This is a genomic window from Mannheimia haemolytica (assembly GCA_900638155.1).
Classification (GTDB): Bacteria; Pseudomonadota; Gammaproteobacteria; order Enterobacterales; family Pasteurellaceae; genus Mannheimia; species Mannheimia glucosida.
In genome coordinates this window covers 1,291,932-1,305,254 of sequence record LR134495.1, presented here as the reverse complement: position 1 = coordinate 1,305,254, position 13,323 = coordinate 1,291,932, and the positions used below count along the sequence as shown (strand labels likewise).

General features: G+C 42.0%; 10 protein-coding genes. 2 read left to right on the top strand and 8 right to left on the bottom strand.

The window, feature by feature from the left end:
• Window positions 1-58: 58 nt before the first annotated feature.
• The 7 genes from guaA to EL242_RS06475 form a co-directional block, all read right to left on the bottom strand.
• Window positions 59-1,630 (bottom strand): glutamine-hydrolyzing GMP synthase, encoded by a 1,572-nt coding sequence (guaA, locus tag EL242_RS06505; RefSeq protein ID WP_126301980.1) that lies wholly within the window; start codon window positions 1,628-1,630, stop codon window positions 59-61.
• Between the two features lie 14 nt (window positions 1,631-1,644).
• On the bottom strand, window positions 1,645-2,202 hold the full coding sequence (locus EL242_RS06500) for a hypothetical protein (RefSeq protein ID WP_126301979.1): 558 nt from the start codon (window positions 2,200-2,202) through the stop codon (window positions 1,645-1,647).
• 107 nt (window positions 2,203-2,309) lie between these two features.
• On the bottom strand, window positions 2,310-2,975 hold the full coding sequence (locus EL242_RS06495) for an HAD family hydrolase (RefSeq protein ID WP_126301978.1): 666 nt from the start codon (window positions 2,973-2,975) through the stop codon (window positions 2,310-2,312).
• 93 nt (window positions 2,976-3,068) lie between these two features.
• Entirely contained in the window at window positions 3,069-4,532 is a 1,464-nt protein-coding gene (gene guaB, locus EL242_RS06490; RefSeq protein ID WP_126301977.1) for an IMP dehydrogenase, read from the bottom strand.
• Between the two features lie 220 nt (window positions 4,533-4,752).
• Window positions 4,753-7,920, bottom strand: a complete 3,168-nt coding sequence (locus EL242_RS06485) for an efflux RND transporter permease subunit (protein ID WP_126301976.1) — start codon at window positions 7,918-7,920, stop codon at window positions 4,753-4,755.
• Between the two features lie 13 nt (window positions 7,921-7,933).
• On the bottom strand, window positions 7,934-9,139 hold the full coding sequence (locus tag EL242_RS06480) for an efflux RND transporter periplasmic adaptor subunit (protein WP_126301975.1): 1,206 nt from the start codon (window positions 9,137-9,139) through the stop codon (window positions 7,934-7,936).
• Window positions 9,140-9,169: 30 nt separating this feature from the next.
• Entirely contained in the window at window positions 9,170-9,742 is a 573-nt protein-coding gene (locus EL242_RS06475; RefSeq protein WP_126301974.1) for a TetR/AcrR family transcriptional regulator, read from the bottom strand.
• Between the two features lie 238 nt (window positions 9,743-9,980).
• On the opposite strand from EL242_RS06475, the gene EL242_RS06470 reads away from it, so the two are divergent.
• Both EL242_RS06470 and EL242_RS06465 read left to right on the top strand, forming a co-directional pair.
• A complete protein-coding gene (locus tag EL242_RS06470; protein ID WP_126301973.1) occupies window positions 9,981-10,202 on the top strand; it encodes a DUF1414 domain-containing protein in 222 nt (73 codons plus the stop codon).
• A gap of 4 nt (window positions 10,203-10,206) precedes the next feature.
• Window positions 10,207-11,940: a DUF3413 domain-containing protein gene (locus tag EL242_RS06465; protein WP_126302726.1), complete on the top strand. Its 1,734-nt coding sequence runs from the start codon at window positions 10,207-10,209 to the stop codon at window positions 11,938-11,940.
• A 64-nt stretch (window positions 11,941-12,004) separates the two neighbouring features.
• On the opposite strand, the gene EL242_RS06460 is transcribed toward EL242_RS06465, so the two are convergent.
• Window positions 12,005-13,183, bottom strand: coding sequence for a sugar transporter (locus EL242_RS06460; protein WP_126301972.1), 1,179 nt, complete (start codon window positions 13,181-13,183; stop codon window positions 12,005-12,007).
• Between the last annotated feature and the right edge of the window lie 140 nt (window positions 13,184-13,323).

Here is a 13,323-nt window from a genome sequence, read left to right as displayed (position 1 = left end):
CAACATTTTTCAGCTTTAGATACTGAACTTAGGTTATAAGAAGCCTATTTTGTAAGAGTTATTCCCACTCAATGGTTGCAGGCGGTTTTCCGCTCACGTCATACACCACACGGGAGATGCCATTCACTTCGTTGATAATGCGGTTGGAGATTTTGCCGAGTAAATCATAGGGTAAATGCGCCCAGTGGGCGGTCATAAAGTCGATGGTTTCCACCGCACGCAAGCTGACAACCCAGTCATATTTGCGTCCATCACCCATTACGCCCACCGATTTCACCGGTAGGAACACGGTGAAGGCTTGGCTGACTTTGTAGTACCAGCCGGCTTTGTGCAGTTCTTCGATGAAGATCGCATCGGCTTTGCGCAGTAAATCGCAGTACTCTTTTTTGATTTCGCCCAGCACACGCACGCCTAAGCCCGGGCCGGGGAACGGGTGGCGGTTGAGCATTTCAGCCGGTAAGCCGAGTGCCAAGCCGATTTTACGCACTTCATCTTTAAACAGTTCACGCAACGGTTCCACTAAGCCGAGCTTCATATAATCCGGCAAGCCGCCAACGTTGTGGTGCGATTTTATAACGTGGGCTTTGCCGGTTTTGCTGGCGGCGGACTCAATCACATCAGGGTAGATCGTGCCTTGGGCAAGCCATTTGACCGAGCTGAGTTTTTTGCTTTCGTCATCAAACACGTCCACAAACACTTTGCCGATGGTTTTGCGTTTGGCTTCCGGTTCGTCAATGCCTTTGAGTGCGTCTAAGAAACGATCTTCCGCATTCACTCGCACAATGTTCAAACCGAATTTGTTGCCGAACATTTCCATGACCTGATCGCCTTCGTTCAAGCGGAGCAAGCCGTTATCCACGAATACGCAGTGCAGGTTTTTGCCGATGGCACGGTGTAATAACAATGCGGTGACGGAGGAATCCACCCCTCCCGACAAGCCTAAAATTACCTCGTCATCGCCCACTTGCTCACGAATGCGTTTGACCGCATCTTCAATGATGTTTTCTGCCGTCCAGTTGGTTTCGCAGCCACAAATGCCGACCACGAAGTTTTTCAGCAACGCCAAGCCTTGTTTGGTGTGGGTTACTTCGGGGTGGAACTGCACGCCATAGAAACGGCGGCTTTCGTCCGACATCGCGGCAATCGGGCAGGTTGGGGTAACGCCTGTGATGGTAAAGTGCGGTGGTAATTTGGTGACTTTATCGCCGTGGCTCATCCAAACGTCCAATTTTGGATCTAATGCGGTCAAATTATCGTTTAAATTTGCAAAAAGTTGATCGGCAGATTTGAGATCCACTGAGGCATAGCCAAATTCACGGTGGTCGGACGTTTCGGTTAAACCGCCCAGTTGCATCGCCATTGTCTGCATTCCGTAGCAAATGCCTAGCACCGGCACACCGGCGTTAAACACATACTCCGGCGCTCGTGGGCTGTTTGCCTCAGTGGTACTTTCCGGCCCGCCTGAAAGAATAATCCCTGTTGGGTTAAATTCACGGATCTGTTCTTCCGTTACGTCCCAAGCCCAAAGCTCGCAGTAAACCCCAATTTCCCGCACACGGCGTGCGATAAGCTGAGTATATTGTGAACCAAAGTCTAAAATGAGGATTTTATGGTGGTGGATGTTGGTCATTGTAGTTTCTCTTTTTAAGGTTTATTCGGGATAATAATTATTTCATCTTCATCAATATAATAACCAAAGGGAGATACTTTTTTGGTAATAAGTAATTGATCTTCAATGCTAATTTTATTGTAAAACGATGTACTTACATCTAACATTTCTCGTATTTGATCCAGCCTTAATATATATACGTGAGTATATCCTCGATTGTAACGATTAGAATAAGGCTTTCTATCTATCTCTAATATATCAACTTTGTAAGATTTCTCATATTCTCCAAAGATTTTGGTATAAATCACATTAAATGATTCAACAAACATATAACCAAGCCAGATGGGGAATATAATACTCATTAACCAAGATCCTATTTTATCTTCTAAAGGAGCTTTTCTGCCCTTTAGAACACTCTCTTGTGATAAAAATTGTGATCTTCTCCATTTTAGAAAGTAAATAGCTTCACATAAAAATAAGAATGCAATTACATAGTAAACAAAGTAAGAATTTGGATCTAAATAGATTGTTTTATGATAGTTAGCATACAAACTTATCGGAATACATATGAAGATAAAAGTAACAAATAACATAAAATAGCTAGTGTAATATAATTATATATCTATAAGATTTATGAAATATAACAAGCGGTCAAATTCATTCAAAATTTTGCAAAATTTCCGTAAAAATCAACCGCTTGTTATACAATATTATCTTGAATAATCTGCAAAATCTCGTTCATATCTTTGCCCATATAATCCGCTAAACTTTGGTCGATCAGCATTCGTTTTTCTTCGTAGCCAATCACCGTTAAGCCGGCGGTTTTGGCAGAAAGCATTCCGTAGTAGGAATCTTCAATCGCCACCGCATTTTGTGGCTCAACGCCTAATTTTTCGCAGGTGTAGCGGTAAATGGTCGGATCGGGTTTGCTGTGCTCAAACTGTTCACCGCTGACGATTAAGTCAAATTCGTCTTTAATGCCGCAAACCGTGAGAATATTCTCAATATGCGAAAGGGCGGAAGAAGAGGCAACCGCGAGCTTAATTTGATGTTGCTTGGCAAATTGAATAATTTGCTGAATATCGGCTCTGAAAATGGTGTTAAAATCCACTTTGCTAAACAGGTCTTGGAAAAAGGCGTAGTAACGCTCACGAATTTCCTCAATCGGCAAACTGGATTCGCTCAGTTTTTTGATAACCACCGGAATTTCTTTTAAACACTTACCTACCACTTCCGATTGTTGTTCTAAGCTAATCGGGCGGTTGTGCTCTTTGATGTCGTCAATAAACTGTTTTTGTAAGGAAAATTCCAGATATTCGGTATCGACAATCACACCGTCCATATCGAAAATAATAGCTTGGAGCATAGTTTATCCTCTGTGCCTGTTTGCAAGCGGTTAAATTTGAGCAAAAATTTGTAATGAGCAATATTAGGGCGAATATGATTCGCCCCAGCAAAGTTAGCCCATACGGTAGTTTGGAGCTTCTTTAGTGATCGTCACATCGTGGACGTGGCTTTCTTTGATCCCAGCTCCACTAATGCGGACAAATTCAGCTTTGGTGCGGAGTTCCTCAATAGTGGCACAGCCGGTTAAGCCCATACAAGAGCGTAAGCCGCCCATTTGTTGATGGATAATTTCTTTCAAATAGCCTTTGTAAGCGATACGCCCTTCAATGCCTTCCGGGACGAGTTTATCGGCGGCGTTGTCGGATTGGAAATAGCGGTCTGAAGAACCTTTGCTCATTGCACCCAATGACCCCATTCCACGATAAGATTTAAAAGCTCTACCTTGATACAGTTCGATTTCGCCCGGGGCTTCTTCCGTGCCGGCAAACATTGAGCCGACCATTACGCAACTTGCACCAGCAGCAATCGCTTTTGAAATATCGCCTGAATAACGAATCCCGCCGTCAGCAATCACAGGAATTCCTCGATCTTTTAAAGCTTCAGCCGCTTCTGCAATCGCCGTGATTTGTGGCACACCTACGCCGGTAACAATTCGAGTGGTACAAATTGAACCCGGACCAATGCCTACTTTCACCGCACTGGCACCGGCATCGGCTAATGCAATCGCCCCTTCTGCGGTGGCGATATTACCGGCAACAATCGGTAAATCCGGATATTTGGCACGGGTTTCACGCACACGTTGCAATACGCCTTCAGAATGCCCGTGTGAAGAGTCGATTAATAGCACATCAACACCGGCTTTAACTAAAGCATCAATACGTTCTTCATTGCCCGGGCCGGCACCCACCGCTGCACCAACACGCAAACGACCAAACTCATCTTTACACGCATTCGGTTTGCTCTCGGCTTTTTGGTAGTCTTTTAAGGTAATCATTCCTTTTAAGCGAAACTCATCATTTACCACCAACACTTTCTCCACACGGTGTTCGTGCATTAAATGGAAAATTTCCTCACGGGTTGCCCCTTCTTTTACAGTGACTAAACGCTCCTTCGGTGTCATAAACTCACGCACGGTTTTACTTAAATCGCTGACGAAGCGGGTATCTCGTCCGGTAATAATACCCACTAAATTTTGCTGTTCATCAATCACCGGATAGCCTGCAAAACCGTTCTTTTTTACTACATCGGCTAACTCGGCTAAGGTCATATCAGGGGAAACGGTTACCGGTTCCGACACAATGCCGCTTTCAAATTTTTTCACTTTACGCACACGGTCAGCTTGGCGTTCAATCGACATATTTTTATGGATAAAACCAATGCCACCTTCTTGAGCAAGGGAAATTGCCAGTTTGGTTTCGGTAACGGTATCCATTGCGGCAGAAAGCATCGGAATGTTTAAACGAATAGTTTTGGTTAATTGAGTGGAAAGGTCGGCGGTATTGGGAAGTACGGTAGAATGTGCCGGGACGAGAAGAACATCATCAAAAGTGAGGGCTTCTTGTTTGATTCGTAGCATTGCAATTATTCCTTTAAAAAATGTGAAAATAAAAATCTGTACTGGAAAATTGCGAGCGGATTATACAGAGGAGCGCCGTTTTTGTAAATAGGCAAACGATTACGTCAACCAAAAACAACGCTACAAGCGGTCAAATTTTGCGATTTTTTTGCAAAAAACGACCGCTTGTAGGCAACAAAAAAAGGGCGTATTCATTAATACGCCCTTTTGCTGAGTTATTTTATGCTACTGTTTTGACCGGGAAATGTTTTTCCTCATCAAATTCACGCAATGGCTTGTGTTCTTGTCCTAAGAAGGTGTAGATAACCGGTAACACAAACAGGGTGAATAATGTCCCGATTGCCAAGCCTGCTACGATAACCATTCCCATACTGAAACGAGCTATCGCACCGGCACCGACTGCGAATAAGAGTGGAATCAAGCCTGCGATCATCGCTGCAGTTGTCATCATAATCGGGCGTAAACGAATGGTTGCTGCGTGGAAAATCGCTTCATAGCGTGATTTACCGTGCAGTAACTGCTCTTCTTTCGCCACTTCACACATTAAAATACCGTGTTTGGTGATTAAACCTACAAGGGTAATCAAACCTACTTGCGAGTAAATATTTAAGGTGTAACCTGCCGTCCAAATACTGTTGGCAAATGCCATCATCTCTTTCGAGCCTGTTCCTGCGGCAATCCCCATAAACAAGCCTTTCATCGCCGTTGGGATATTCATCACCAACAATGCACCACTTACTGCAAGCGGTACAGATACCAGAATCACCAGCGGATCGCGCCAAGATTCAAACTGAATCGCCAATACAAGGTAAATAATCACTACCGCAAGGGCAAAGGTCATTGCCATTGCATTCCCTTCTTGGATAAATTGACGTGATTCACCACGGAAATCATATTGATAACCTGATGGTAAACTACGATCCAATTCCGCTTTTGCCCAATTTACCGCATCACCGATTGAGCCTGATACTACACCACCAATGGTGGCAGAGTTTAATTGGCTCATACGAGGTAATGAAGACGGCGAGGTTTTTAATTCCATTGTCACAAATGAGCCTAGTGGAATAGATTCGCCTGATGCTGTTGTGACATAGTAATTCATTAAATCTTCAGGATTTAAACGATCATTACGCACCGCTTGTGAAACAATCGGGTAAGCACGAGAGTCAATATCTACACGGGTAATAATTGCACCGGATAAGAATGCCCCTAATGTCCCACTCACTTGCTGCATAGTGATGCCATAAGCCCCCATTTTTTCACGGTCGAATTTCATATTCATTGTTGCCGTGTCAAATTTTAGGTCTAAGTTGGCAAAAAAGAACTGACCGGAGGTTTGTGCTTTTTTCAAGAATTCAGAGGCAACAACCGCTAATTTCTCATAGCTATCGGCAGTCGTGATCACCAATGAGAACGGTAAACCGTTTTCACCGGTTGAAATTTCAGGGAATGAAATCGCATTCACGTCCATACCCACTACTTTTTTACCGATAGCCGCAACATCATTAGAAATAGCAGCACGTTCACGCGTACGGTCATTCCAATCTTTTAAGGCAATAATCGATAATGCACTGTTTGTGCCGTTAAAGCCTGAAACAGTCATTAAAGATGAAACTTCAGGTAATTTGCTCACTTCATCATTAAACTGAGCCAATGCAGCTTCGGTATAGTCTAGGTTGGTATTTGAAGGACCATTTGAGATCCCTACCACAAAGCCGCGGTCTTCTGTTGGTGCAACTTCACTGGAAAGTGAACCAAATAACATTGGTAAGCTGGCAAAAATCAGAATCGCAAAAAATAGCATAAAGCCACGAACAGCCATCACGCCGTTAAGCATTCCGGTGTAACAACTGGTCATTTTGTCTAATGATTTATGGATAAAACGAGCAAATGCTGACTCTTCCCCTTCTTTATGTTCTTTTAGCACCTTGCTTGACATCATCGGGGAAAGAGTTAATGCTGCAATACCTGAAATAAATACCGCACCCGCAAGTGTTAAGGCAAACTCTTTGAAAAGCGTGCCGGTTACACCGGTCATTAACGCCATTGGCGAATATACCGCCCCTAAGGTAATTGTCATTGAAATAACCGGTAACGCAATTTCACGCGTACCAATAATAGCAGCATCAAACGGCGTTTTTCCTTCTTTAACGTGACGCTCTACGTTTTCAAGTACCACAATCGCATCATCTACCACCAAACCAATCGCCAATACTAATGCCAACAAGGTAAGAAGATTGATGGAGAAACCAAACATTTGCAGGAAGAATAACACCCCAATTAATGAAATTGGAATGGTAATTACCGGCACGATCATCGCTCTCAATGAACCTAAGAACAAGATAATCACCACTAATACGATAACCGTCGCTTCTAAAATGGTATGAATTACCTCGTGGATTGAGCTGTCAATCGCGACTGTTTTATCATACACAATATCACCTTGAATGGTGCTTGGAAGATTTTTTACCACTTGATCGAACATCGGGTAAATATCTTTCGCAACGGTTAACGAGTTTGCCGTAGCCGCTACCGACACCGCTAATACCACCGCATCTTTACCACTTACACTTGCTCTGGCTACATCTTGATATTTATCAAGCTCAACGGTAGCAATATCTTTTAATTTAATAGTTCGACCGTCTTTAGTGGTAGAAACTGTAACCTCTTCAAGTTCTGATACTGAAGGGGTGGTAGAAAGTACCTTGTTTCGATAAACCGTGTAATAGCCGTTTGAGTTACCGGCGGCAGTTTGTAAGTTATTGGCACTTAGTGCCCCTAATACTGTCGCACCTGATAGGTTATTGCTTGCCATTTTGTCCGGGTCAAGCCAAATGCGTAAGCCGAAAACAGAGCCATACACATCAACACTCGATACCCCGTTTACCGTAAAGAATTGTGGTTTTACCACGCGGTTAATGTAATCCGTAACCTGTGAGGTACTTAACTCATCAGAGACAAAGCGGATATACATTAACGCATCGTTTGAACCGGTTGAGACACTAATTGATGGGTCATCAATACCACTCGGTAAGTTTGAGCGTACGGCATTGACTTTTGCCGAAATATCAGAAAGTGCTGCATTCGGGTCAGTATTTAACTTCATTTTCGCTGTTACCGTAGTTGTACTCGGTGAACTTGATGAAGTCATATAGTCGATATTATCCGCTTGGGCAACGGCTTCTTCCAACTGTGAGGTAACCAGTGCTTGCATTAAACTTGCATCAGCCCCTGAATAGTTAACCTTTACAGTCACAATCGAAACCGTCATCTCCGGATATTCACGCACCTGCAATTTTTCAATCGCTTGTAAGCCTAAAATAGTAATCAATAGGCTGATACAAACGGCTAAAACAGGACGTTTAATAAAGATGTCAGTAAATTTCACTTAACTCACTCCACTACAGTTTGCTATTTTTTGCTGGTGTAGTAATGCCTACCGCTTCGACATCAGAAACTTTAACTAACGCATTATTGCTTAAACGTTGCAAGCCACCTGTAACGATTAAATCACCTGCTTTCACGCCTTTGATTAACTGTGCATAATTTCCTTTACGGTCAGCAGTTTTAACTTCTGCTTGTTTTGCACGGTACATTTTATTCACATCTAAACTTGGGTTTTGAGCAGCCATTTTATTCACCATTTCTTTATCTTCATCAGATAATGGCTGTAACACATACACCGTTTCACCATACATAGTGTAAGCGACCGAAATTTGTGGTACTACTACTTGCCCTACTTGGGTCGGTAATGCCACATTTAAACGGGCAAACATACCGGAAAGTAATTTTTCTTGTCCTTCCTCAATCACCGCTTCAACATTAATTAAACCGGTTAGACGATCAACTGCCGGATCAATCGCTACAATTTTAGCCGGGAAAGTTTGTGCAGGTAACGCATCAATCACCGCTGTAACTTTTTGCCCAATCGAGATTTGCTCTAAATTAGTTTGCGGCAAGGTAAAACGTACTTTCATTGAAGATTGATCTTCCACACGCACAATTTCCGTACCCATTGTAATGTATTGCCCAACATTCACATTCACAATACCAGCTACACCACTAAATGGAGCATAAATTTGACGGCGTTTAATAGTTGCTCGTAATGCTTCAATATTTGCCAATAATTGGTTGTAGGTAGATTGTGCATTATCAAACTCAGCCTTAGACGCACTATTTGATGCAACCAAGTTACGGTAACGTTCAAAATTTGCTTTCGCAGTAGATAACTGAGCTTCTGATGCTCTTAAGTTTGCAATTTCAACACTGCTGTCAAATTCTACCAACAGATCACCTTTTTTCACACGTTGCCCTGAAGTGACCAAAACACGGCTAACCACGCCTGAAGTTTCAGCACTTAACATCGCACCTTGATTTGGGCGAATATAACCCACCGCAGAAATGGTTGGTGTCCATTCTTGGGTCGTCACTTGCATAGCGGTAACTTCACTCACCGCTTCTGGCATATTAGCCGCAGCTTCTGCTTTTTTCATCGCCCCGATTTTTTGTAACCCTACGACTGCGGCAAACACAATCAATACGATTAACAATGTGAGTACAATTAAAAACTTTCTGCCTTTACCCGGCTTCTGTGTTTCCGTTGTCATACATTCTCCATAAACATAATAAAAATAAACTTAAAAAGCGATGGCTTTCCAAGTGCGTAAAATAATCTCGTCCAAATACGTTTCAAACTCAATTTCTTGATTCAGCTTTTGCAAATATTGGATATCGACTAAAGTACCGATACTTAAACTATAAAGTAACTCATTTGGTAGATCGGCAATAATTTTTTGCTTTTTTCCTTCCAGAATTAATTTATTCCAAAACGAAGTTTCATCTGCAATGGTTTCTCGAATTAATTCGTCAATTCCAATCACTGCTTGAAACTGTTTTACCAAATCTAACCGTTCGGTCAAAAACAGCCATTTTTTCTTAATCAATGCTTGATATTGCTCGAATAGCCCAAGCTCCGGCTGAAAGTCAAAATCCATATAACCGTTATAGCATGCCAATAGTTCAGCGGCTAACGAATGCAACAAATCATCTTTAGTTTTAAAATAAAGATATAATGTGCCAGAAGCGATCCCTGCTTCTTTTGCAATATTACGCATTGAAAGATTTTGCAAACCTTCTTGAACAATTAACGACTCGGTTGCCGCTAAAATACGGTTTACCATCTCTTCTTTTGGTTCGCTTCGTCTAGACATCTTATCTCCTTGCCTATAATGAACAGCCGTTCATTTTAGCTTTTTTTATGAAAAAAGAAAGCAGAAAACACCTATCAAATTAAAATAAAATAGTTGCAAAATTCCTCATTTATTGAACAAGCGGTCATTTTGGGCTAAAACTTTGCAAAAATCACTCAAACAATAACGCTTAACGCTACTTTATTATTATTTTTGTGCTACTATTTGTACCTAATTATAGGATCATCTTTATTTCAATATGGCAACGAAATCTAAATACCACACCAAACAATTTGAGCAGCTATTGGCTGACCTCATCGCCACCATAGAAAAGCATAAAGCACCGGTGGATTTATCCTTAATGGCATTAGGCAATATGATAACTAACATTTTAAGTGAAAATATTCAAAGCCCGGCACAAAGAGAAGCTCTCGCTGATGCCTTTGCCGATGCATTAAAACAATCACTAAAAACCAAATAAGATGATGTTTGCACGCCTACGCAGTTTATTGCCGACCAATTCTCGCCAATATCGAGAAGAGACCTCACAGAAAATCACGTGGGGGCATTGGTTTGCACTATTTAATATTGTGTTGGCGCTACTCATTTCCTCTCGTTACGCATTCAATGCCGACTGGCCGAACACTCTGGTAGGCAAACTTTATTTCTTTGTCAGCCTGTTCGGGCATTTCAGTTTTGTGGTCTTTGCCGGATTTTTGTTAATCCTTTTTCCATTAAGTTTTATTGTAAAAAATCATCGCACCTATCGTGGGCTTTCCGTGATTTTAGCCACCATCGGGCAAACCGTGTTATTGGTGGATACTGAAGTCTTCAAGCAATTTTATCTGCATTTATCACCGCTTGTATGGGATTTGTTAGTCAATCCGGAAGAAGGGGAACTCACCCGTAAATGGCAACTGTTATTTGTGCCAATGCCGCTGCTTTTACTGGCAGAGATGCTCTACTCTCGCTGGTGCTGGCAAAAACTGCGTAGTTTTAGCCGCCAAAAATGGGGCAAATATGTCGCTCTATTCTTCGTAATCAGTTTTACCGCCACTCATTTAATTTATGCGTGGGCAGATATGAATGCTTATCGCCCAATTACCGCTCAACGGGCAAACTACCCCCTTTCTTACCCGATGACCGCACGCAATTTCTTAGAAAAACACGGCTTTATTGACCGAGCAGAATTTAACCAAGAAATTGAAGAAAGCGGCAGACTAGATACTTTTTATCTGAATTACCCAAAATCGCCGTTGATTGCGACCAAAACACCGTCAACCAATATTTTACTGATTAATTTATCAGGTTTATCTAAACAGATAATAAATGCCGAAACAATGCCTAAGCTGACAGAAATCAGCCAACAAAGCCACCGTTTTATGCAGCATTACAGTAGTGGTGATTCAGCCTCTGCCGGTGCATTAGGTCTATTTTACAGTTTAAGCGGTAAATATTTGGATTCCGTTTTAGCCGATAAAACCGTGTCACCGCTTATCGAAATCGCTAGAAAATCGGACTATCAATTAGGGCTGTTTTCACATAATGGTTTTGCCGACCCGATTTATCATCAGGCGATCTTCTCTGGTATTTTATTGCCTACGGCTCACAGTAATGTAGGGGCGATTGGGCAATGGAAAAACTGGATCAGCTCTCGCTCATTGGAAAATCCGTTCTTTAGCTATTTAGACTTAAGAATGCCTGTCGCCCACACTGCTCAAGAGCAGGCAAAATTGTTAGATTGGCAATTCGCTGAAATTTGGCAGCATTTAACCCAAAACGCCTTGCTAGCGAATACACTGGTGATTATTACCGCTGATATTGCAAATGAAATTGAGGCAGAAAATAGCTTCGATAAACAACACATTCAAGTGCCGATGATGTTCTACTGGCAAGGCGAAAGCAAAGAGTACCATTTCCTTTCAAGCCATTTAGATATTATGCCAACCTTACTGAGCCAATTCTTCGGCGTGCAAAATCCGCTGAATGATTATGCACAAGGTATGGATTTAAGCACCCAGAACCAACGTTTATGGGTATCCAGCTCTAATCACAAATGGAATGTGGCGATTATGCCGAATGGCGAGCAGTATCAAATCGATCGTAAAGGCAACTTTAAGCACTTTAACAGCGATGGCGAACACGAGAAAGAAACCCGACCGCCATTGGCATTGTTTTTACAAATGATTCAACAGAGCAATCAGTTTATTGCGAAGTGATGATCAAGCGGTCATTTTTACCGGAAAATTTGCAAAATTTCCGCAAAAACTGACCGCTTGTTAGCTATATACCCTTCCTATATTTCAGGCTAATAAACACAAACCAAACCATTGCAACAAAGGCAATGCTTCCACCAACAAAACCAATGTTAGCTAAACCCAGTTGTTGAATGGCGGCACTCCCCAGTAATGCTCCACCACCAATGCCTAAATTATAAGTGCCGGAAAAAATTGCCGTTGCGACATCAGTAGCATCAGGGGCAAGTTCAAGTACCTTTATTTGTAACGCAATGCTCATTCCGGTAATACCAATTCCCCATAAAAAAGCGAGCATAAACATCGCAACTGTTGACCCACTCAAAAACAGTAAACAAAGCTGGCTGAACATAATAATGGCAATTCCAGTTAAGATAAATTTATTCGGGCCTTTTCCATATAAGCGACCAAATAAAAAACTTGCCACCACACCTGCTAAGCCAAAAACCAGCAAAATAAATGTGGTGTTTTCCACACTCACCGAACTGATTTTAATCATAAACGGCTCAATATAGCTGTAAGCGGTAAAATGTCCTGAAACGATCAATGCCACCAGCAAATAAATGCCGATTAACATCGGGCGTTTAAATAACAAAGGCAAACTTTTTATCGAGCCTGCATTTTTGCTTGGTAAATAAGGCAGCAACCGCCAAATCATCATTAGCACAATCAAGGCGATAACACCAATAATGCCAAAGGTTGCCCGCCAGCCTAAGGCTTGCCCGATCATTCGCCCAAGAGGCAAACCTAAAATCATCGCCAGTGAACTGCCTAATGTCAGTAGCCCCAACGCTTGTTTTTTCTTATCTTTCGGGGCAAGCCGAATGGCAAGTGATGCTGTAATCGACCAGAAAATAGCGTGGGCAATCGCAATTAATACCCGAGAAATCAGTAAGATCCAAAAATCCGTTGCCATTACCGATACAATATGGCTCAAGGTAAACACCGTAAATAACATCAGCAACAGCCGTTTTCTTTCCATATTCGCGGTAAGTAACATCAGCGGTAACGATAACGAAAATACCACCCATGCATAAACCGTCATCATAATACCTGCCGCTGAAGGTTCCATTTGGAAACTGTTTGCAATATCTGAAAGCAACGCAATCGGAATAAATTCGGTGGTGTTTACCATAAAAGCCGCAAAGGCAAGGCTAAATACTCTAAGAAACGATAGTCTCCGTTGAGCTTTTCGTGCAAGTTTCATATTAATGAAATCCGAGAAAAACACATTTATTTTCAAAATTTTAAAAATAAATGTAAAAACAAAATCAAATTTCCAAATTTCTGAAAATAAAAAGATTGCCAATGTTTCCATCAGCAATCCTTTAATTCACATTTAGCTTA

What these genes read in the sequence shown, in the direction of transcription:
- guaA (WP_126301980.1), bottom strand. Translation starts at nt 1,630, where the DNA reads ATGACCAACATCCACCACCATAAAATCCTCATTTTAGACTTTGGTTCA.
- EL242_RS06500 (WP_126301979.1), bottom strand. Translation starts at nt 2,202, where the DNA reads ATGTTATTTGTTACTTTTATCTTCATATGTATTCCGATAAGTTTGTAT.
- EL242_RS06495 (WP_126301978.1), bottom strand. Translation starts at nt 2,975, where the DNA reads ATGCTCCAAGCTATTATTTTCGATATGGACGGTGTGATTGTCGATACC.
- guaB (WP_126301977.1), bottom strand. Translation starts at nt 4,532, where the DNA reads ATGCTACGAATCAAACAAGAAGCCCTCACTTTTGATGATGTTCTTCTC.
- EL242_RS06480 (WP_126301975.1), bottom strand. Translation starts at nt 9,139, where the DNA reads ATGACAACGGAAACACAGAAGCCGGGTAAAGGCAGAAAGTTTTTAATT.
- EL242_RS06475 (WP_126301974.1), bottom strand. Translation starts at nt 9,742, where the DNA reads ATGTCTAGACGAAGCGAACCAAAAGAAGAGATGGTAAACCGTATTTTA.
- EL242_RS06470 (WP_126301973.1), top strand. Translation starts at nt 9,981, where the DNA reads ATGGCAACGAAATCTAAATACCACACCAAACAATTTGAGCAGCTATTG.
- EL242_RS06465 (WP_126302726.1), top strand. Translation starts at nt 10,207, where the DNA reads ATGTTTGCACGCCTACGCAGTTTATTGCCGACCAATTCTCGCCAATAT.
- EL242_RS06460 (WP_126301972.1), bottom strand. Translation starts at nt 13,183, where the DNA reads ATGAAACTTGCACGAAAAGCTCAACGGAGACTATCGTTTCTTAGAGTA.